At 68.5% G+C, this 20051-nt stretch carries 21 protein-coding genes; 6 read left to right on the top strand and 15 right to left on the bottom strand.

Annotated features, from left to right (window positions below; all coding sequences use genetic code 11):
• The first annotated feature begins 1 nt into the window (after nucleotide 1).
• The 3 genes from edd (at nucleotide 2) to E4341_RS04330 (ending at nucleotide 3289) form a co-directional block, all read left to right on the top strand.
• The gene (gene edd / locus E4341_RS04340; protein WP_165115444.1) at nucleotides 2–1891 is read left to right on the top strand and encodes a phosphogluconate dehydratase; all 1890 of its coding nucleotides are present in this window, start codon (nucleotides 2–4) and stop codon (nucleotides 1889–1891) included.
• A gap of 30 nt (nucleotides 1892–1921) precedes the next feature.
• A complete protein-coding gene (glk, locus tag E4341_RS04335; RefSeq protein ID WP_066623911.1) occupies nucleotides 1922–2893 on the top strand; it encodes a glucokinase in 972 nt (323 codons plus the stop codon).
• Between the two features lie 90 nt (nucleotides 2894–2983).
• Entirely contained in the window at nucleotides 2984–3289 is a 306-nt protein-coding gene (locus E4341_RS04330) for a hypothetical protein (protein WP_055752822.1), read from the top strand.
• Nucleotides 3290–3369: 80 nt separating this feature from the next.
• Here E4341_RS04330 and E4341_RS04325 read toward each other — a convergent pair whose 3' ends face one another.
• Nucleotides 3370–3732, bottom strand: a complete 363-nt coding sequence (locus tag E4341_RS04325) for a hypothetical protein (RefSeq protein ID WP_165115442.1) — start codon at nucleotides 3730–3732, stop codon at nucleotides 3370–3372.
• Complete coding sequence (hmgA, locus tag E4341_RS04320) at nucleotides 3729–5024, bottom strand: homogentisate 1,2-dioxygenase (protein WP_205751355.1); 1296 nt, start codon at nucleotides 5022–5024, stop codon at nucleotides 3729–3731. The genes E4341_RS04325 and hmgA overlap by 4 nt, the downstream gene beginning before the upstream one ends.
• Before the next feature lie 114 nt (nucleotides 5025–5138).
• Between hmgA and E4341_RS04315 the strand changes: the two genes are divergently transcribed.
• Nucleotides 5139–5642, top strand: coding sequence for a hypothetical protein (locus E4341_RS04315; protein ID WP_045811869.1), 504 nt, complete (start codon nucleotides 5139–5141; stop codon nucleotides 5640–5642).
• Here the strand turns inward: E4341_RS04315 and E4341_RS04310 are convergent.
• Nucleotides 5639–5896 (bottom strand): Lrp/AsnC ligand binding domain-containing protein, encoded by a 258-nt coding sequence (locus E4341_RS04310; RefSeq protein WP_039244189.1) that lies wholly within the window; start codon nucleotides 5894–5896, stop codon nucleotides 5639–5641. The genes E4341_RS04315 and E4341_RS04310 overlap by 4 nt on opposite strands.
• Between E4341_RS04310 and E4341_RS04305 the strand changes: the two genes are divergently transcribed.
• Both E4341_RS04305 and E4341_RS04300 read left to right on the top strand, forming a co-directional pair.
• Nucleotides 5883–6749 (top strand): alpha/beta hydrolase, encoded by an 867-nt coding sequence (locus E4341_RS04305; protein WP_165115440.1) that lies wholly within the window; start codon nucleotides 5883–5885, stop codon nucleotides 6747–6749. The genes E4341_RS04310 and E4341_RS04305 overlap by 14 nt on opposite strands.
• 71 nt (nucleotides 6750–6820) lie before the next feature.
• Nucleotides 6821–7501: a bifunctional 4-hydroxy-2-oxoglutarate aldolase/2-dehydro-3-deoxy-phosphogluconate aldolase gene (locus tag E4341_RS04300; protein WP_165115438.1), complete on the top strand. Its 681-nt coding sequence runs from the start codon at nucleotides 6821–6823 to the stop codon at nucleotides 7499–7501.
• 14 nt (nucleotides 7502–7515) lie between these two features.
• Here the strand turns inward: E4341_RS04300 and E4341_RS04295 are convergent, their stop codons facing one another.
• The 12 genes from E4341_RS04295 to ccmE form a co-directional block, all read right to left on the bottom strand.
• Nucleotides 7516–8028, bottom strand: coding sequence for a periplasmic heavy metal sensor (locus E4341_RS04295; protein ID WP_165115436.1), 513 nt, complete (start codon nucleotides 8026–8028; stop codon nucleotides 7516–7518).
• Entirely contained in the window at nucleotides 8025–8426 is a 402-nt protein-coding gene (locus E4341_RS04290; protein ID WP_165115434.1) for a hypothetical protein, read from the bottom strand. The genes E4341_RS04295 and E4341_RS04290 overlap by 4 nt, the downstream gene beginning before the upstream one ends.
• Nucleotides 8423–8995 carry an RNA polymerase sigma factor gene (locus E4341_RS04285; protein WP_165115432.1) on the bottom strand — a complete coding sequence of 191 codons (573 nt, stop codon included), beginning with the start codon at nucleotides 8993–8995 and terminating at the stop codon, nucleotides 8423–8425. Before E4341_RS04285 ends, E4341_RS04290 begins: the two co-directional genes overlap by 4 nt.
• 65 nt (nucleotides 8996–9060) lie before the next feature.
• Nucleotides 9061–9702: an EF-hand domain-containing protein gene (locus E4341_RS04280; protein ID WP_205751354.1), complete on the bottom strand. Its 642-nt coding sequence runs from the start codon at nucleotides 9700–9702 to the stop codon at nucleotides 9061–9063.
• Between the two features lie 47 nt (nucleotides 9703–9749).
• On the bottom strand, nucleotides 9750–12674 hold the full coding sequence (locus E4341_RS04275) for a bifunctional [glutamine synthetase] adenylyltransferase/[glutamine synthetase]-adenylyl-L-tyrosine phosphorylase (RefSeq protein ID WP_165115428.1): 2925 nt from the start codon (nucleotides 12672–12674) through the stop codon (nucleotides 9750–9752).
• Nucleotides 12675–12678: 4 nt separating this feature from the next.
• On the bottom strand, nucleotides 12679–14106 hold the full coding sequence (locus E4341_RS04270; protein ID WP_165115426.1) for an ATP-binding protein: 1428 nt from the start codon (nucleotides 14104–14106) through the stop codon (nucleotides 12679–12681).
• Between the two features lie 3 nt (nucleotides 14107–14109).
• Nucleotides 14110–14514 (bottom strand): endonuclease domain-containing protein, encoded by a 405-nt coding sequence (locus tag E4341_RS04265; RefSeq protein ID WP_165115424.1) that lies wholly within the window; start codon nucleotides 14512–14514, stop codon nucleotides 14110–14112.
• 74 nt (nucleotides 14515–14588) lie between these two features.
• Complete coding sequence (locus E4341_RS04260) at nucleotides 14589–15260, bottom strand: response regulator transcription factor (RefSeq protein ID WP_017504381.1); 672 nt, start codon at nucleotides 15258–15260, stop codon at nucleotides 14589–14591.
• Nucleotides 15261–15345: 85 nt separating this feature from the next.
• Nucleotides 15346–16881 (bottom strand): Do family serine endopeptidase, encoded by a 1536-nt coding sequence (locus E4341_RS04255; RefSeq protein WP_165115422.1) that lies wholly within the window; start codon nucleotides 16879–16881, stop codon nucleotides 15346–15348.
• A gap of 108 nt (nucleotides 16882–16989) precedes the next feature.
• A complete protein-coding gene (locus E4341_RS04250; RefSeq protein ID WP_165115420.1) occupies nucleotides 16990–17496 on the bottom strand; it encodes a cytochrome c-type biogenesis protein in 507 nt (168 codons plus the stop codon).
• The gene (locus tag E4341_RS04245) at nucleotides 17493–19481 is read right to left on the bottom strand and encodes a heme lyase CcmF/NrfE family subunit (protein WP_165115418.1); all 1989 of its coding nucleotides are present in this window, start codon (nucleotides 19479–19481) and stop codon (nucleotides 17493–17495) included. Before E4341_RS04245 ends, E4341_RS04250 begins: the two co-directional genes overlap by 4 nt.
• Complete coding sequence (gene ccmE, locus E4341_RS04240) at nucleotides 19478–19984, bottom strand: cytochrome c maturation protein CcmE (RefSeq protein ID WP_165115416.1); 507 nt, start codon at nucleotides 19982–19984, stop codon at nucleotides 19478–19480. Before ccmE ends, E4341_RS04245 begins: the two co-directional genes overlap by 4 nt.
• Nucleotides 19985–20051 lie beyond the last annotated feature (67 nt).

Raw genomic sequence — 20051 nt, 5'->3', positions numbered from 1 at the left:
AATGGCGCTTCATCCCACCGTGGCGGCCGTCACCGCCCGCATCGTCGAAAAAAGCCGCGAGACCCGCGCCGACTACATCCGTCGCATGGACGCCGCGCGCGACAGCGGCGCTGGACGCGCCAAACTGTCCTGCGCCAACTGGGCCCACGCCTTCGCGGGCCAGACCATCGCAGACAAGCTGACGGCGATGGACGGGTCCAAGCCCAATCTGGGCATCGTCACCGCCTATAACGACATGCTGTCGGCCCACCAGCCGTTCGAGCGCTTCCCCGACGTGGTGCGCAAGGCCGTGCGCGAGGTCGGCGCCACGGCCCAGGTCGCCGGCGGCACCCCCGCCATGTGCGATGGCGTCACCCAGGGTCGTCCCGGCATGGAGCTGTCGCTGTTCAGCCGCGACCTGATCGCCATGTCGGCGGGCATCGCCCTGACGCACGACGCCTTCGACGCCGGTCTGATGCTGGGCGTGTGCGACAAGATCGTACCGGGCCTGTTCATGGGCGCCCTGGCCTTCGGCCATCTGCCGGTCGTCTTCGCACCCGCAGGGCCGATGCCGTCGGGCATTCCGAACGCGGAAAAGGCCCGCGTTCGGGCCGAATATGCGCAGAACAAGGTCGATCGTCAGACCCTGCTGGAAAGCGAGATCGGCAGCTATCACTCGCCCGGCACCTGCACCTTCTACGGCACCGCCAACTCCAACCAGATGATGATGGAGCTGGGCGGACTGCACATGCCCTCCACCGCCTTCGTCCATCCCGACACCGGCTTGCGCGACGCCCTGACGGCGGCGGCGGCGAAACGGGCGGTCGAACTGGCCCGCAGCGGCGAGTGCCGCATGGCCGACGTCATCGACGAGAAGTCCATCGTCAACATGATCGTGGCCCTGCTGGCCACCGGCGGCTCGACCAATCACGCCATCCACCTGGTCGCCATGGCGCGGTCGGCGGGGGTTCTGATCGACTGGACCGACATGGACGAGCTGTCGTCGGTCACGCCGCTGTTGGCGCGGGTCTATCCCAACGGCTCGGCGGATGTGAACGCCTTCCAGGCCGCCGGCGGCGTCGCCTTCATCGCGCGTGAGCTGGCGATGGCGGGCAATATCCACACCGACGTCACGACCATCATGGGTCAGGGCATCCAGGCCTATTTCCAGGAACCGTCGATGGTGGACGGCGAGCTGGTCTGGCGCGATGGGGTCCAGGAAAGTCTTGATCTCGATATCCTGCGCCCGGCGTCCAATCCCTTCGACAAGGAGGGGGGGTTGCGTCTGGTTCAGGGTGACCTGGGTCGTGCGGTCATCAAGATCTCCGCCGTCAAACCCGAGAACCGCATCGTCGAGGCGCCCGCCGCCGTGTTCGAAACCCAGGAAGATGCGCTCCAGGCCTTCCGGGACGGCAAGCTGTTCCGCGACGTCGTCGTGGTCCTGCGCTTCCAGGGACCCAAGGCGAACGGCATGCCGGAACTGCACAGCCTGTCGCCGGCCCTGTCGGTCATTCAGGACAAGGGGTTCAAGGTCGCCTTCGTCACCGACGGCCGCATGTCGGGCGCCAGCGGCAAGACGCCCGCCGCCATCCACGTCAGCCCGGAGGCCCTGGCCGGCGGTCCGCTGGCCCATGTTCAGGACGGCGACATCATCCGCCTGGACGCCGAAGCTGGCGTTCTGACCACCGTCGGCGTTCCCGACCTGACCGCCCGTCCGCTGGCCGCCCGGTCCGCCGCCAACGCCGAGGGTTCGTCCTGGGGCTATGGCCGTGAATTGTTCGGCGCCTTCCGCCATGTGGTCACGACGGCCGAACAGGGAGCGACGGTCTGTTTCGCCCTGCCGACCGGTTCGCGCGGCAACGACGACACCCCGCCCAATCCCAACTTCGTCGATCGGACCGTGGACGCCTGATCCACCGAACCGAGCGCAGGAAACGCCCCAATGAATGACAAGACCCTTCTGGTCGGCGATGTCGGCGGCACGAACGCCCGCTTCGCCGTGGCCCGCATGGTGGACGGCAAGCCCGTGCTGGACCATCACGAGAGCTTCCCGGCCGAGACCTATCCAACCTTCCTGGAAGGCGTCGCCGCCTTCATCGACGGCTGCGAGGTCAAGCCGACGGGCGGCGTGATCGCCGTCGCCGGCCCGGTCACGGACGGCGCCATCGACCTGACCAACTCGCCCTGGCAGGTGTCGGAGGCGGAGCTTCAGACGCTGGGCCTGAAGCCGGTCAAGCTGATCAACGACTTCGAGGCTCTGGCCTGGGGCGCGCCCATCGTGCCGGAAGATCAGTTGGAGAGCCTGGGCGGTCCGGTCGACGGCGATCCGCACTGCACCGTCGCGGTGCTCGGCCCCGGCACCGGCTTCGGGGTCTCGGCCCTGGTGCGCGATGCGGCCGGCAAGGAAATGGCCATGCCGTCCGAGGGCGGGCACGCCTGCTTCCCCCCCGGCGATCCGGTCGAGGACGAAATCCTGCGCATCCTGCGTCGCCGCTATGACCGGGTGTCGATCGAGCGCCTGATCTGTGGGCCGGGCCTGCTGAACATGCACCGGGCCCTGGCCGAGATCGACGGACGCGAGACCCACATCGACGATCCCGCTCAGATCACCGCAACGGCCCTGGCCGATCCGAACAGCCCGTGCGGCGCGACCCTGGCCCGCTTCTGCGCCATCCTGGGCGCGGTCGCCGGCGACATCGCCCTGACCACCGGCGCGCGCGGCGGCGTCTATATCGCCGGCGGCATCGTTCCGCGCATCCTGCCCTTCATCAAGGCCAGTCCCTTCCGCCAGCGGTTCGAGCGCAAGGGCCGGTTCAAGGAGTATATGCAGGACATTCCGACCAAGGTGATCATGCACAAACACGCCGCGCTTCTGGGCGCCGCGAGGGTCGCCTTCGCCCAGTCGGAGGGCTGACGCGGCGGGCGATCACGAAAATCTCACGGCGGCGTGAACCGAACCGTCACCGTAGCGTTTGAGAGTTTCCACCTAGGAGAGGAACCTCAAATGAAAAAGTTCGCCATCGCCGCCGCTTCGGTCTTCATGCTGGCCGGCGTCGCCGCCTGCGGTGAAAGCGCCGCCGACAAGGCAGCTGAAAAGCAAGCCGACGCCATCGAAGCGACGGGCGAAGCCCGCGCCGACCAGCTGGAATCGCAGGCCGCGACCGCTCCGACCGCTGCTCAGGCCGACGCCCTGAACGCCCAGGCTGACCAGGTCGAGAAGAACGCCGACCGCAAGGCCGACATGGTCGAGCAGCAAGCCGGCAACGCCGATGGCGGCGCCACGACGGCCAACACGCCTTCGACCCACTAAGGTCTGGCGACCGACTAAATCCGTTTACGGATGGATCAGCCCCCGTCGTTCGCGACGGGGGCTTTTTCGTGCCTGCGACCTCAGTCGATGCACAGGGTCGGGCCGGCCTTGCCGTCCTCGACCGTCGTATTGCAGCCGAAACGGTCGCTGGTCGCCTGGCAGACGCCGGTCGCCGCCGTCCCCGGCGCCACGCCGCTATTGCCCTCGATGCGGCAATCGCCCTGGCACTGATCGCCGTCGGTGCAGCGCTTGCCGGCGTCGGCGTAAGAGATGACGCACTGCCAGGATTGCATCCGCCCGACCTGTTTCATCGTGCCGCCGCGCGTGGCGCAGGACGCGGCGTCGGCGCTCTGCATCGGTGCATCCGACACCGCTCCCGTGGTCTGGGGCGAGCAAGCGGCGGCCAGGAGCGCGACGGCGGCGATGAGGGAAATGCGGATCATGAGATCTGTCCTTTGGTGAAGCCTGACCAGACGTCGTCGTAGTCGAGCTGCATCTGCGGTGATTTCGACGCCCATTTCGTGACGCGGATCGGCATGCGCGTCTCGAACATGAAGGCCAGGGTGTTTTCGATCTTGTGCGGCTTTAGTTCAGCCTTGATCGCGCCGTCATAGCTGGCCTGATCCGGGCCGTGGCCGCTCATGCGGTTGTGCAGCGACGCGCCGCCTGGCGCGAATCCGCCCGCCTTGGCGTCATAGGCGCCGGTCACCAGACCCATGAACTCGCTCATCACGTTGCGATGGAACCACGGCGGGCGGAAGGTGTCCTCGGCCACCATCCAGCGCGGCGGGAAGATGACGAAGTCGATGTTGGCGGTCCCCGGCGTCTCGGACGGACTGGTCAGGACCGTGAAGATCGACGGATCAGGGTGGTCGTAGCTGACGGTGTTGATCGTGTTGAACCGCGCCGTGTCATAGCGGCAGGGTGCCAGATTGCCGTGCCAGGCGACCACATCCAGCGGGCTGTGATCGAAGGTCGTGGTCCAAAGGCGACCGCCATATTTCTGGACGCACTCGGTTGGGTGATCCACGTCCTCATAGGCCGCGACCGGCGTTTCGAAGTCGCGCGGATTGGCCAGACCGTTCGACCCGATGGGGCCGAGATCGGGCAGGCGGAACGGGCTGCCGTAGTTCTCGCAGACATAGCCGCGCACCGGCCCGTCCACCTCGACACGGAACCGCACGCCGCGCGGGATCAGGACGATGTGACCCGGCCGGGCCTCGATGACGCCGAACTCGGTGACGAAGCGGTGGTCTCCTTCTTGAGGCACGATCAGCAGTTCGCCGTCGGCGTCATAGAAGACCCGGTCGGTCATCGACCGGTTGGCGACATACAGGTGAATGCCCGCCCCGGCCCCGCCGTCCGGTTCGCCGTTGCCGCCATAGGTCGTCAGCCCCTCGACCCAGTCGGTCGCAGCCTGCGGCATCGGAAGCGGGTCCCAGCGCATCCGGTTGGGATTGGGCGGCGTCTCGTCGAACGGACCGGAGCGGACCCGCCCCTGATCGGAGGGGGTGTAAGGTCCATGCTGGGCCGAGGGACGGAGGCGATAGAGCCAGCTGCGCCGGTTCTCGGCGCGCGGCGCGGTGAAGGCGGTGCCGGACAGCTGTTCGGCATACAGGCCCATCGGCGTCTTCTGCGGCGAGTTTCGCCCCACCGGCAGGGCGCCGGGCGCGGCCTCGGTCGCGAAATGATTGCCGAAACCGGTCATGTAGGCGGGCGCGTTGGATCGCGTCATGTCGTGTCTCCCTATGCCCCTCGTTTAGCCGTCCCCGGCGCCAGCGTCACCCTTTGCCCGTCAGGCAACAGCTTGGCGGTTGGCGCGTTTCTGTGGCCTCGCGGAGGGATTCCCATGACCTATCTGACCCGGGCGGTGTTCGCCTTCGCCAGCCTGCTGCTGTTGCTGGCGGCCATGGCCCTGATCGGGTTCGGGGTGAAGGATGCGCTGCACGGCATCGGTTCGCCCGACAAGTCCGGCGCCGACGCGGTTCTGGACGTGCTGGGCTATGTCATCGTCGCCATCGCCGTCTTCGACGTGGCCAAATACATCTTCGAGGACGAGGTGCGGCGCGGCAACGAAAAGCGCAGCGCCGCCGAGGCCCGGCGCAGCCTGACCAAGTTCCTGTCGACCATCGTCATCGCCCTGTTCCTCGAAGCGTTGGTCGTGGTGTTCAAGACGGCGCGCGAGGACGTGGCGCAGCTGCTTTATCCCACCGCCCTGCTGATCGCCTCGGTGCTGGTGCTGGTGGGCCTGGGCGTCTTCCAGCGCCTGTCGGCCACGGTCGAGGAAAAGGTCGGCGACGACGACGAGGCCGAGGACCGCAAGGACAAGGTCAGGCGAAAGGCCGCGCCCTAGCCTTTGCTCGGCAGGAAGGGCGAGAAGGTGATGACGGTGAAGGTGTCGCGCACGTGCGGCCGCGTCTGGACCTGTTTCGTCACAAACGTGCCGATGTCGGCGTCGCGCGGCAAGTTGAACTTGGCCAGCAGGTCGTGCTGACCCGAGGTGGAATAGACCTCCGAGACGTTCTCGACATTGTCCACGATATCGGCCGCCACGTCGTTGGCGTAGCCCAGCTCGCATTTGATGAAGACGAAGATGGCGGTCATCATGGCGGATCAGTCCTCTGGTTCGAGGGCGCTTCTAGCGGACGAAGACGTGACGGGTAAGCCGCAAGACACAGACGCTGGGTTGGAGGCGCAATACAACAACCGCGCCCTGGTCCCCGACCACCCCGCCGTAATGGCGCGCTGGAAGGCGGGATCGGAGTCCGCCCGCGCCGCTCATCCGCCCCAGGTCCTGAAATACGGCCCAGGCGAGCGCGAGCGGATCGACTGGTTCGACGCCGGGGACGGCGCGCCGGTCGTAGTCTTCCTGCACGGTGGATACTGGCAGGCGCTGGATGCGAGTTGGTTCAGCTTCGTGGCTCCGCCCCTGCTGGCCCACGGCGTCAGCGTCACCATCCCGACCTATGACCTGGCGCCCAGCGTGCGGCTGGGCCGGATCGTCGATCAGGCGCGGGCGGCGGTCGACCTGATCCGCGACCGCACCGGCGCCGCGCCTGTCGTTAGCGGCCATTCGGCGGGCGGGCATATGGCGGCCTGCCTGCTGGCGGACGGGCGGGCCTCGGCGGCTGTCGCCATATCGGGCGTGTTCGATCTGGAGCCGCTGATCCCCACCTCGCTCAACATCGCCCTGGATCTGAATACGGCCGAGGCCCAAGCCCTGTCGCCGATCCGCTGGCCGGCGCCGGCCAGCGCAGTTCTGGACTGCATCGTCGGCGGCGCCGAAAGCGACGCCTTCGTGGACCAGAGCCGCGCCATGGCCGCACGCTGGGGCGACGCCGGGGCCGAGACGCGGTTCGAGCCCCTGCCCAACCTGAACCACTTCACCGTCCTGGACCCGCTGTTCGACGCGGACAGCGCCTTGGTCATGCGTCTGACGGCCTTAGCGCAGGGTCGCTAACGCGGTTTGACTTGACCTTGCGTCCGCGACAGCGGAGGTCGGACGCGAACCTATCGCAGAGGAACCCGTCCATGGCCCATGATCGCGTCAGCGTGCTTCAGGCGCTTCAGACCCAGGGCGTGTGCCCGGTCTTCTATCATCCCGACGCCGAGGTCAGCCTGAACGTCATTCGCGCCTGCGCGCGCGGCGGAGCGCCGGTGGTCGAGTTCACCAATCGCGGCGACTTCGCCTGCGACCTGTTCGGCGAGATCAATCGCGAACTGATCAAGACCGACCCGAATGTCGTCCTGGGCATCGGTTCGGTCGTCGATACTGGAACGGCGTCGCTTTACCTGAACCGGGGCGCCCGGTTCGTGGTCAGCCCCTGCCTGATCCCCGACGTGGCCAAGGTCTGCAACCGCCGCATGGTCGCCTATTTCCCTGGTTGCGGGTCGGTGACCGACATCGGCGAGGCGCACGAACTGGGCTGCGACATCGTCAAACTGTTCCCCGGCTCGTCGGTCGGCGGCCCGGACTTCGTCAAGGCGGTGAAGGGCCCGATGCCCTGGGTCAAGATCATGCCCACCGGCGGCGTCGATCCGGACGAGGCGTCGATCGCCAAATGGTTCGGCGCGGGCATCGTCGCGGCGGGTATGGGCTCCAAACTGGTGACCGATGACGCCGTGAAGTCGGGCGACTGGGCCGCCATCGAGGCGTCGGTGCGTTCGGCGGTAAACGCCGTCGCCGCCTTCCGCGCGTCCAAGAAGGGCTGAGCGCTCAAGCGCCGTCAGCGGGGCGCGCGGTCGTCCGGCTGACGGTGATCTGGCCCGTGCGCGACGGCGCGACGGGCGGCGCCCTTACGCTTAAGGATCGGGGCCAGGGCCTTACGCTCCTCGGGCGTCAGCGTCGCCAGCACCGCGACCGCGCCGTTTTCCAGGCGCGTGCGGCCCCGCATCTCGGCGGCTCTGGACTGCTCCAGCAAGCTTTCGACCCGGGCCGCGTCCAGGGTCGGCTGACCGGCGACATCGATGGCCTCGCGCCGGGCGGCGCGGGCCGCCTCGAAATCAGGACGCGCCGCCAGGGCCGATTCTCGCAGCGAGGTGCGCACGCGCTGGCGCACGGCCGGATCCAGATCGGCCAGCACCTCGGCCAGCGGTCCCTCGCGGCCCGGACGGCGCTGATCCTCGATCCGGCGTTCGATCCGGTCGCGATTGACGACATAGGTGACCCCGCCCGCCACGGCGAACAGGTTCAGGGCCACCGAGACGGCCAAGGCGATCTTCAGGCTCTTAGACGTCATCCCAACAGTTCCGTGTCATCCACGCCCGTCAGCGAGGATTGGTAAAGCACCGCATCGGCGCGCGCGTCGGCGGTCAGATGGGTGGTCAGGCCGACGCCGGCGACCACGCCCGCACAGGCCGCGGCGGCCCAACCGGCGCCGAGGTACCAGATCGCCTTGCCCAGACGGCTTTTCGCCCGGGGCGCAGCCGCAAGGATGCGCGCGGTCAGGGCGGCGGACGGGACAGGTCTGGGCGCGGCGTCGAGCAGAGCGTCCAGCGCGGCCGCCTGATCAAGCACCGCCTTCAGCGACGGATTGGCAGCGATCAGGCTTTCGGCGAAGGCGCGCTCGGACGCGGGCCACCGACGCAGGTCGGCGCCATAAGCGTCCGCCAGTTCGCGCAACCGTTCCGCCTTCATCGTCCGTCTCCTCTAATCGACCCCGGACCGATGTCCGAAAGGGCCAGACGCAATGCGCGACGACCGCGCGACAACAAACTCTCCAGCGCCTCGACGCTGATCTCCATCAGGGCCGCCGCATCGATATTCGACAGCTCCTGATAATGGCACAGGACGATGGCCTCGCGCTGTCGGTCCGGCAGACGTTTCAGGGCCGCCGTGACCCGCACGCCCGTCTCGGCCGCCAGCAGACCGCGATCCGGCGCCGGGCCTTCGTCGGGACGATCCGGCGGCGTGTCGGTCGGGATTTCGCGCCGACGCCTCAGCCGATCGTAACAGAGGTTCAGCGAGACCCGGTGCAGCCAGGTGTCGAACCGGGCCTTGCCGGGCGTCCATCTGGGCGCCTGACGCCAGGCCTTGAGCATCGCCTCCTGGGCCACGTCCTCGGCCTCGACCGCATCGCCCAACATGCGCTGAGCCAGAGACAGGATGCGCGGCAGCTTGCGCGAGACGAGCGTCTGCGCCGCCGCCGGGTCGCCCTGCCCCACGCGTCGCACCAGATCCTCGTCGAGGTCGACGATCACGACCAAACCTGCCTCTTCCGCTACTGACGAAAGGGACCGGTGCGTTCACGACGGCCGACCCCGACACCGTCTTACTCCGAAGCCGGGACGGGGGAAGCGGGTTGTTGCGCCTGATGCTGAGCCTGGCGGGCCGCGCGGCGTTCCTGCCGTTGCTCACGCTGAGCAGACATAGCCGCCCGGCGCTCGTCGGCGGAGATTACGCCGTCGCGATCAGCGTCCATCTTGTCGAACCGCTCGCCCAGCTTGGCGGAGGCTTCGGCGATCACCACCGGCCCGCGTTCGCGTCCTTGTCCGTGCATGGCGTGATGCGCGCCGCCGCGACGACCCTCACGATGACCGGCGCGTTCGGCGCGCGGACCGCGATCCGGGCGTGCGGCATGGCCGGCGTCGAACTCGGCGCGGCTGATGGAGCCGTCGCCGTTCGCGTCCAGCTTGGCGAACCGATCGCCCGCGCGTTCGGCGCGACGGGCCTGCATGGCGGCGGCGCGTTCCTCGGGGCTGACCACGCCGTCGCGGTTCGTGTCGAGCGCGGTCAGACGCTCGATGCGCGCATCGACGAACTCGGCGCGGGTGATCTGGCGGTTCGGATCCGCGCGCATGTGATGCGGCGCGGGGGCGCCGGCGGCGGGGACCGGGGGAACCTGTGCGGTCGCGGCGCCGGCGGCGGCGGCCAGAGCGATGACGCCCAGGCCGGTCAGAAAGGTGTTTCTCATCTCGATCATCTCCACGGGCGCGTTTGGCGCCCTTTGACATTGCCCTGTCAGGAGATTGAACGCGGCGTTGCGGATTCTCCGTCGCGGCCTGCTGGAACCGCCCGCTCGAAGGCCTTTCGCGCCCGCGCGCGCAGGTCGGTCAGCTCGATCTTCAGCGTGTCGAAGTCCGGCGCGCCGGCGGCCTCGGCCAGGCGCAGCTGGAAGACGCCGGGCTCGCCCTCCGGATCGACCCGCCCATCGAAGGTGGCGGCCAGAAGATGGGCCAGGCGCTGCTGCACGCGCCAGGCCTCGGCCAGGACTGGGTCGTCGTGCAGGGCCTCAAGCGTCGACAGGGTCAAAGGCTCACCGATGGCGGCGGCCTGAAGCTGGCGGAACTGGGCCGCGAACTCGGCGTCCACCTGCCCGCCGGGCGATAGCTTCAAGTCCCAGAAGCCGTGCGGGCGACGCTCGCGATCCATCAGCGCGCGCATCTTTCGGATGTCGGCGGCGACATCGACGCCGGGACGCGGGCGACGCAAGGCGGCCTCGATAGCGGCCGAAACCTGGGCGCCGAACTTGGGATCGCTGGCCCAGACCACGCGAGCGCGAGTCAGGACCATGAACTCCCAGGTCTCGGCCTCCTTGGCGTAATAGGCGTCAAACGCCTTCAGCCGCACCGAAACCGGGCCCTTGGAGCCGGTGGGGCGCAGGCGCATGTCCACCTCATAAAGTCCGCCCTCCGCCGTATGCGCCGACAGGGCCGCAATCAGCCGCTGGGTGAAGCGGGCGTAGAAGACATCGGCGGTCCAGCCCTTGATCTCGGACGTCGCCTCGGGCGGCGCCTCGTACAGGGTCATCAGATCGAGATCCGATCCGGCGGTCATCTCGCGCGAACCGGCCTTGCCCAAGGCGACCACCGCGACCGCACCGGGGAAGGCGCCGCCCAGTCGTTCGGTCTCGGCCAAAGCGGCGGGCGACAGGGTGCGCATGGCGGCGTCGGCCAGGGCGGCGTAGGCGCGGCCCGCCGCCTCGGCCCCCGCCCGACCGGTCAGGGCGTGGATGCCGATGCGGAACATCTGCTCGCGATGCAGGCGGCGCACGGCGTTCATGGCCCCTTCGAAATCCTCGGTCTCGCCGGCCTCGCGCAGCATCTGTTCGGTCAGACCGGTCTCTTCGGACAGATCGACCAGGAAGCGGGCGTCCAGCACGCCGTCCAACGCCGCCGGTTGCCGGCCCAAGGTGCGCGCCAGACGCGGCGCGAAGGCCATGACGCCCAGCACCATCTCGAACAGTTTGGGCTGGTTCAGGAACAGGGCCTGGATCTGCACGCCCGCCGCCAGGCCGGAGAAGAAGACCGCGAAACGCCGGAACGCCTCGTCCGGCGCACCGGACCGGGCCAGGGCCTCCAGCAGGCGCGGCGCCAGGCGGGTGAACAGTTCGCGCCCCCGCGCCGTGCGCGTCGCGGGGATGCGGCCGTGGTGCCAGCTGCGGATCGTATCAGCGACCGACGGCGCCTCGGAAAAGCCCATGCGACGCAGGGTTTCCAAAGTCTCGGGATCGTTCTCGACCCCGGTGAAGACCAGGCTGCCGTAGCTGGAGTCCAGATCTTCGCCGCCCTCGAACAGTTCACCATAGCGGGCGTTGACCCGCGCCAGCAGGGCCTCGACCTGTCCGTCGAAGGCGGCCAGGTCGTTCGAACCAGCCAGGGCGGCGACGGCGGCGCGGCGTTCGGCGTCCTCGGGCAGGCGATGGGTCTGCTCGTCGTCGAGCATCTGCACGCGGTGCTCCAGCCCGCGCAGCTCGACATAGGCGGCGGACAGTTCCTCGCAGACCGCCTGGGGCACATGGCGCGCGTCGGCCAGAGCCTTCAACGCCTCCAGCGTGCGCTGTTTGCGTAAAACCGGATCGCGGCCGCCCAGGATCAGCTGCTGGGTCTGGGCGTAGAACTCGATCTCGCGGATGCCGCCGCGACCCAGCTTCAGATTGGCTCCTGCGGCCTGCAGCCCCTCGCCCGTCTTGTGGACGTGGATCTGTTTCTTGATCGACTGGATGTCCAGCACGGCGGCGTAGTCCAGGCTGCGGCGCCAGATGAAGGGGATCATGGCCTTCAGGAACCGGCCCGCCGCGCGCATGTCGCCCAGCACCGGCCGCGCCTTGATGAAGGCCGCCCGCTCCCAGTTCTGACCCACGCTCTCATAATAGGCCAGGGCCATCGGCCCGGCGACGACCGGCGGGGTCGAGGATGGGTCGGGCCGCAGCCGCAGATCGACGCGGAAAACATAGCCGTCGCCCGTTCGCTCGGTCAGCAGGGTGGCGATCCCCTTGCCGACGCGATTGGCGAAGTCCTGCATTTCCTCGCCTTCGCGCAGGGCCAGGCCCATCAGGCGCGGCTCGAAGAAGAGGGAGATGTCGATGTCGGACGAATAGTTCAGCTCATTGGCGCCATGTTTGCCCATGGCCAGGCCGAACAGGCCGGGAATAGGGCCGCGCGGATCGCCGGGCGGCGAGATCAGCCGGCCGCGCGCCCTCTGTTCGGCGGCGACCGCGCGCAGGGCGGCGCGGCACGAGGCGTCGGCGAACCGGGACAGGGCGTCGGTGACCTGGTCCAGATCCCACACCCCGCCCAGATCGGCCAAGGCGGTCAGCAGGTGCAGGTCGGCCTTCAGCACGCGCAGCGGGGCGCGCACCGCGTCCGGTTCGGCGTCCAGCGCGTCCGTGTCACGGATGATCCGCTCCAGCGCTTCGACCGGATCGGCTTCCAGCAGGCTTCGCAGATGGGCGGGCCGGCGGCGCATCAGACCGGCGAGATAGGGCGAAGCGCCGGCGACGGGGGCCAGGGCGGGCCAGGCGGCGTCCAGAGCATCGCGCCAGCCGTCGGCGTTGGCGGCTTCGATCAGGGTTTCTAGGAGGCGGTCGGCGGCGGCGATGTTTGTGACCGGACCGGCGGGCGTGAGGCTGTAGGCCAGCGGGATCGAGGTTTCTGGATGGGCCATCACATCATCCGCTCATCCCGGTCGAGGCCGGCGGCAGCACTAGCGCCACCCGCAACCCCGGTCCGAAGTCGCCATAGGCGCCTGGACCTTCGTCCAGCACGACCCGTCCGCCGTGGGCCTCGGCGACGGCGGTGACCAACGAAAGCCCCAGGCCCGAGCCGGGTTCGGTGCGGCTGTTGTCCAGGCGCACGAACCGCTGGACCACCCGCTCTCGGTCCTCTTCAGGCACGCCCGGTCCGGTGTCGGTGACCGAATATTCGATCTCGCCAGACGAGCGCCGTCGCGCGCGCAGCTTCACCGCCCCGCCGGCCGGGGTGTATTTGATGGCGTTGTCGATCAGGTTGGCCAGGGCCTGGGCGAGGAAGGGCTGGTTGCCTTCGATCATCAGCCCCTTTTCGACCTCGGACGAGAAGTCGATGTCCTTGTCCTCGGCTGCGGGTTCATAAAGCTCGGCCATGTCGGCGGCGAGGTCGGCGGCGTCCATGACCTTGGGGTCCGGCGCCCCGCCCGCCTGCAGCCGCGCGATGGCCAGGACGGTGTTGAACGTCTTCAGCAGATGGTCCGCCTCGTCCAGAGCGATGCCCAGGGCGTCCACCCCGTCGATCTTGCCGGCTTCGGCGTCGATCAGAGCGACCTCCAGCTTGGCCCGCATCCGCGTCAAGGGCGAGCGCAGGTCGTGGGCGATGGCGTCGCCGGCGTGGCGGATCGAGGCCATGGACGCCTCCAGCCGATCCAGCATGGTGTTCAGCCCCTGGCCCAGCTCGTCCAGTTCATCGCCGGTGTGTCGCACGGGCGCACGGACCTTCAGATCGCCTTCCTGCACCGACTGAACGACCCGGTTCAGCCCGGCCATGGCGTTTTCGACCCGCCGGCTGATGTAGAGACCGCCCGCCAGGCCCAGCAGCATGACCAGAGCCATGGCGCCCCACAGGGCCTGGGTCAGACGCGCCAGATAGGCTTCGATGTCGCCGATGTCCTGACCGACGAACAGATGTTCGCCGCCGGCCAGGGTGGTGATCACCCCGATGGAGCGACGCCGCTGGACCTTGCCCTGGGCGTCCGTGTCGGTCAGGCGGAAGGTCTCCCAGTCGCTGGCGCCGGCCGGCAGGCTGAGGTCGATGTCGATCGGGGATTCGGTGATGTTGCCGGTGATCGTCTTGCCGGCCTTGTCGGTCAGCAGATACAGATACGGCCCGCCCCGGATGGAGCGTTCGACCAAGGCCTGGTTCAGGGCGTCGATGCCGCGCGTGCGGTGGATCGCCGTCAGGGCGCCCAGCTCGATCTCCACATCCGCCTTGGCCCGGCCTTGAGCCTCCGACGCCGAGGCGAAATAGACATAGGCCAGGATCGCCCCCGCCGCCGCCACGAACAGCGCCAGGAACAGCAGCGTCAACCGGAAGGGCGTGCGGCGAAGGAGGGAGGGAAGGCGCATGACTCAGGAGATATCTTCTCCCTCCCCCCGCGGGGGAGGGTGGTCGCCGCGCAGCGGTGACCGGGTGGGGCGGGCAAGGCAACGCGCGCGCACATCTTCGACGACGTGAGCCAACTGATCTCGCACCATGAGATTGTCATACCTCAAGGTCAGGAGCCCTTCCCTGGCCAAAACAGCATCGCGCACACGATCCTGCCGCATGCGATCTTCACTGAGATGAGAGCCGCCATCGACTTCCACAATCACACCCCGAGACCAACAAAAGAAGTCGAGGTAGTAGCCGCGCAAGGGAACCTGTCGGCGAAAATGCAAATCGTCGCGTCTGAGTTCGCGTAAAGCGACCCAAAGACGCGCTTCCGATGGGGTGAGCGCCTTACGCATCGCGCGGGCTTTAGCGATGATCGCCATGTCGCCTTGCCCTCCCCACCCGGCCGCTAAGCGGCCACCCTCCCCCGAGGGGGAGGGAGAATTCCGTGCGCCGCTTAGGCCTCCAACCGATACCCGGCCCCGCGCACGGTCTGCAGCATGGCGCGGTCGAAGCCCTTATCGATCTTGGAGCGCAGGCGGCTGATGTGGACGTCGATGACGTTGGTCTGGGGGTCGAAATGGTATTCCCAGACCTTTTCCAGCAGCATGGTGCGGGTCACCGACTGGCCGGCGTGGCGCATCAGGAACTCGAGCAATTGGAACTCGCGCGGCTGAAGATCGATCTCGGTCGTGCCGCGATGCACCGTGCGGCCGATCAGGTTCATCTCCAGGTCGCCGACCTTGAGCACGGTCTGCACCCCGCCGGTCTCGCGACGACGCGCTAGGGCCTCGACCCGCGCGATCAGTTCGGCGAAGGCGTAGGGCTTGACCAGATAGTCGTCGGCGCCGGCCTTCAGGCCCGTGACCCGGTCCTCGACCTCGCCCAAGGCCGACAGGAACAGGACCGGCGTCTGATCGCCCCCCTTGCGCACCGTTTCGACCATGCCGACGCCGTCCAGGCGCGGCATCATCCGGTCCACCACATAAACGTCGTAGCCGCCCTTTTGCGACTCCAGCAGGCCAAAGGCGCCGTCCACGGCGTGGGTGACCTCATGTCCGGCTTCGGACAGGCCCCGCACCATGGCGGTCGCCGCCTCGGCGTCATCCTCGACCACCAAAATCCGCATCGAAACCCCTCCCGGAATCAAAATCGCCGCCGATGGTAGCGCATCGGCGGCGATAGGGTGAGTTAAGGCTTGGTCAGAATGCCGATCAGTTGCGCGGCAACTCCAGCACGACCGAAATCGCGCCGCCTCTTTGGCTACGAACCATGAGCAACACACCCGGGCGACCCGCCGCACGGGCTGCCGCAATGGCGCGCTCCAAATCGGCAGGCGACGTGACCACCTGATTGTTGGCGCGCTGAATGATCGACCCGACGGGAATGCCCAACTGAGCGGCCTTCGAACCAGGCACAGTTTCGGTCACGACGACGCCCTGCACATCATCCGCGAGACCGAAACGTTGACGCGCCGCTGCATTCAATGGCGACACCTTCATCCCTTCGACCGTCGCTCCTGACGAAGATCCTGGGACAGGAGCTTCGTCATTTCCGCCGGACGATGCAGCTAATTCTTCTTCAGAAGGTCGCTTCGCCGCGCGGATATTGATCTCCTGGCGACGCCCGTCACGGATGACGGTGAAGCGTACGCTCTGTCCTGCTTCGGTAGCGGCGACCATGCGACGCAACTCGGTCGAACCATCAATGTCGCGACCGTTGACCTGCACCACAACATCACCGACCTGGACACCCGCCTTCTGTGCAGGACCATCAGGCGTAACCTCTCCGACGTAGGCGCCTTTGGTGTTGGCTGGAAGCGCCAGCGCCTCGACGGCCCCTTTTGGAATGTCCTGAATCGCCACGCCGACGTAGCCGCGCTCTATTGACTGGCCCTGCATCAGGCGCGTGGTGACGTTTTTCGCTGTCTCCGCCGGAATGGCGAAGCCGATGCCGACCGAGCCGCCGGTGGGCGAATAGATGGCCGAGTTCACGCCGATGACGCGGCCGTGGATGTCGAAGGTCGGACCGCCCGAGTTGCCCCGGTTGATGGCGGCGTCGATCTGGATGTAGTCGTTGTAGCCCGACGGATCGATGTCGCGGGCCTTGGCCGAGACGATGCCCGCCGTGGCGGTGCCGCCCAGGCCGAAGGGGTTGCCGATGGCGATGACCCAGTCGCCCACCCGCGGCTCGGCCGTTTCTTCGAAGCTGACGTATTTGAAGTCGTTGCCCTCGACCTTGATCACCGCCAGGTCGGTGCCGGGATCGCGGCCGATCAGGCGGGCCGGCAGCTCGCGACCGTCCGACATCTTGACCTTGATCTCGGTCGCGTCGGCGACGACGTGGTTGTTGGTGACGATGAAGCCGTCCTGCGAGATGAAGAAGCCCGAACCGGCGCCCTGGGTCGTCTGCGGCTCGTCATTGCCCTGACCGCCACGGCCTTGCGGCGGCACGAACTGGAACGGCAGGCCGGGGATTTGGAAGGCGCCGCCCTGGGGCTGGTCCACCTTGACCGTCACGTCGATCTGAACGACGGCGGGCGAGACCTGGTCGAAGATGGTCGCGAAGCTGCTGGGCGCGCCCGGCGGGGGCGTGAAGGCGTCGCCATTGGCCGGGACCGGGGTGATCCGGTTCACCGCCTGCGGTTCCGCGTGCGCGCCGGGCCAGGTGATGACGCCGCCGGCGGTCGCCGCCGCCGCCAGGGTCAGGCCGGCCGCGGCCCCGAGAATGAACTCCTTGCGCTTCAGCATCGTGGTCCTTGCGATCCTCTTGTCCAGCGCCAGACGGGCGCCGGTTTCGCGATTGATATAGGCCGAACCGGCTTTGCGCCAATCCCGACCGCCGATCGTTGATCTCGACTAGCGCCCGTCGTGAGGCGAGGTTGCGTCAGGATCGCGGCGAAGCTTCTCATTTCGTAGAACTTCGTCCAGCCGGCGTTCTTCTTCTGGCGTGAGGGGGACGGCCTCAACCGGACGACGGCGTGCGCGCAGGGCCAGAACGGCGGCGGCCAGCAGCAACAGGGCGAACGGGCCGAACCACAGCAGGTAGGTCCCCGCCCGGACCGGCGGGGTGAAAAGCACATAGTCGCCGAAGCGCCGCACCAGATCGTCGCGCACGGCCTGATCCGAGGCGCCGGCCGCGATCTCCTCGCGGATCAGGCGGCGCATGTCGCCGGCGACGCCCGCCGGGCTGTCGGCGATGGCCTCGTGCTGGCAGACGACGCAGCGCACGTCCTTGAACAAAGCCTGGGCGCGGGCCTCCTGGGTCGCATCGGCCAGAGGACGGTCCGGTGCGGCGGGCGGCTCGGCCGCCGTCAGCATCAGCGCCATGACCGGCGCGGCCAGCAGGATCGCCAGGCGCCTCATGCGGTCTTGCGCCGGCGCGCGCCGATCCCGAGCCTGAGACGACGATCCAGCAGCGACAGCACCCCGCCCAGCGCCATGATCATCGGCCCCAGGAAGATCAGTCGCGCCCAGGGGTTCCAGTACAGACGCACGACCCAGGCCGGCTGTTCGGGACTGCCCGCCCGTTCGCCGATCACGACATAGACGTCGTCCAGGCCCCGGAAATCGAGGCCGACCTCGGTCGTGGTCTGGCCGCCCGCGGGGAAGAAGCGGCGTTCGGCGGTCACGGTGCTGGCGCGGCCCTGATCGTTCGTGGCGCGCACGGTCAGTCGGCCCTGCTCGGCCAGATAGTTCGGCCCCTCGACGACGCGGACGTCGTCAAGCGTGACGGTCCAGGGCCCGGCGGACACGCTCTGGCCCAGCGAGACGGCGCGGGCGGCCTCGGCCTTGAAGCCCGTCTCGACCACCGCCCCCAGGATGAAGACGCCCAGACCCAGATGCGCCAGGGTCATGCCCCAGGCGCCCAGCGGCAGCCCTTTCAGTCGGCGCAGCGTCTCGGCCATCGAGGCGCGGAACAGGCGCGTGCGCTCCGCGACCTCGGACAGCGATCCCAGGATCAGCCAGGCGCCCAGGCCGATGCCGGCGGCGGCGAAGGCCTTCTTCGGCTCCCATAGGGCGTAGGCCGCAAGCGCGCCGACGATCGCCAGACCCCCCGCGACCGCCAGACGCTGCATCGCGCCGGGCAGGTCGCCGCGCTTCCAGGCCAGCAGCGGGCCGGCCGGCAGGATCAGGAAGGCGACCATCATCAGCGGGGTGAAGGTGGCGGCGAAATAGGGCGGGCCGACCGAGATGGTCGCGCCGGACGCCGCTTCCAAAATCAGCGGATAGAGGGTGCCCAGCAGGACGGTCGCGGCCGCCGCCGTCAGGAACAGGTTGTTCAAGACCAGCGCCCCCTCGCGGCTGACCGGCGCAAACAGGCCGCCGCCCTTCAGCTGCGGCGCGCGCCAGGCGAACAGGGCGAAGGCGGCGCCGGCCGTCACGCCGAGGATGGCCAGCAGCATCAGCCCGCGCTGGGGATCGACGGCGAAGGCGTGGACGGATGTCAGGACGCCCGAGCGCACCAAAAAGGCGCCCAGCATCGAAAAGGTGAAGGCCAGCAGGGCCAGGAAGACGGTCCAGCCCGCCAGCGCGCCGCGCCGCTCGGTCACGACCGCGCTGTGCAACAGGGCCGCGCCCGCAAGCCAGGGCATGAAGGAGGCGTTCTCGACCGGGTCCCAGAACCACCAGCCGCCCCAGCCCAGCTCATAATAGGCCCAGAAGGAGCCCAGGGTGATGCCGACGGTTAGGAAGGCCCAGCTGGCCAGCGCCCAGGGTCGGACCCAGCGCCCCCAGGCGGGCCAGAAGGCGGTCTGCGCCCGTCCCTCGATCAGCGCCGCGACGGCCAGGGAGAAGCAGACCGAAAACCCGACGTAGCCGGCGTAGAGCAGCGGCGGATGCACGGCCAGGGCCGGGTCCTGCAACAGCGGGTTCAGCGACGCGCCCTGGAACGGCGCGGGGTCCAGACGGGTGAAGGGGCTGGAGGTGAAGACGGCGAAGGCCAGGAACAGCGAGCCCAGCGCGCCCTGTACCGCCACGGCCGAGGCCTTCAGCCCGAACGGCAGGCCGCGCGCCCGCGCCAACGCCCCGCCGAAGACGGTCAGCACCAGACACCACAACAGAAGCGACCCCTCGTGGCTGCCCCAGGCGCCGGCGACCTTGTACAGCATCGGCTTGTCGGTGTGGCTGTTGGCCGCGACGTTGGAGACCGAAAAGTCAGACACCACGAAGGCGTAGATCAGGGCTGCGAAACTGAGCGCGACCGCCGCAGCCGCCGCCAAAGCCGCGCCCTGGGCGGCCCCGGCCAAAACCGGGCTGCGCCGCGTGCGCCCGGCCGCCGAAAGCCCGGTTTGCAGGATCGACAGCGCCAGCGCCAGCGCCAGGGCGAAGGCCCCAAGCTCGGCGATCATAAGCGCGTCGGTGGGCTATCGGCCGGCGGCCTACTTGAGCGCGTTTCGGAGCCGTCCGGCCGCCACTCGCCTTTTTCCTTCAGACGGTCGGCGACCTCGCGCGGCATATAGTTCTCGTCGTGCTTGGCCAGGACCTGGCTGGCGTGGAAGGTGCGATCGGCGCCGAAGGCCCCTTGCGCCACGATCCCCTGCCCTTCGCGGAACAGGTCGGGCAGGTCCCCGTGATAGACGACGCGGGTCGTGGCGGCGTTGTCGGTGACGACGAAGGCGACCACGCCGTCGCCGGTCTTTTGCACGCTGCCGGCCTCGACCAGACCGCCCAGGCGGATGTTGCGCCCCTCCGGCGCCTTGTCGGCGGTAGCTTCGGACGGCGAATAGAAGAAGGTCACGCTGTCCTGCATCGCCCACAGCGACAGGCCGACCGCCAGCGCCAGGATCGGCGCCACGGCGGCGACGACCCACAGGCGGCGACGCGCCTTCGGCGATTTGGGCAGCCAGCTCATGCGACGGACATTCCGGATTCCAGGGACGGACCGGCGGCATATACCGCCGTCGTCGCGCAGGACCAAC

It is taken from the genome of Brevundimonas sp. 'scallop' (genome assembly GCF_011045535.1).
Taxonomy (GTDB): Bacteria; Pseudomonadota; Alphaproteobacteria; order Caulobacterales; family Caulobacteraceae; genus Brevundimonas; species Brevundimonas vesicularis.
Note: the sequence above shows the minus strand (reverse complement) of the source record. Positions and strands in the feature narration are given on the sequence as shown.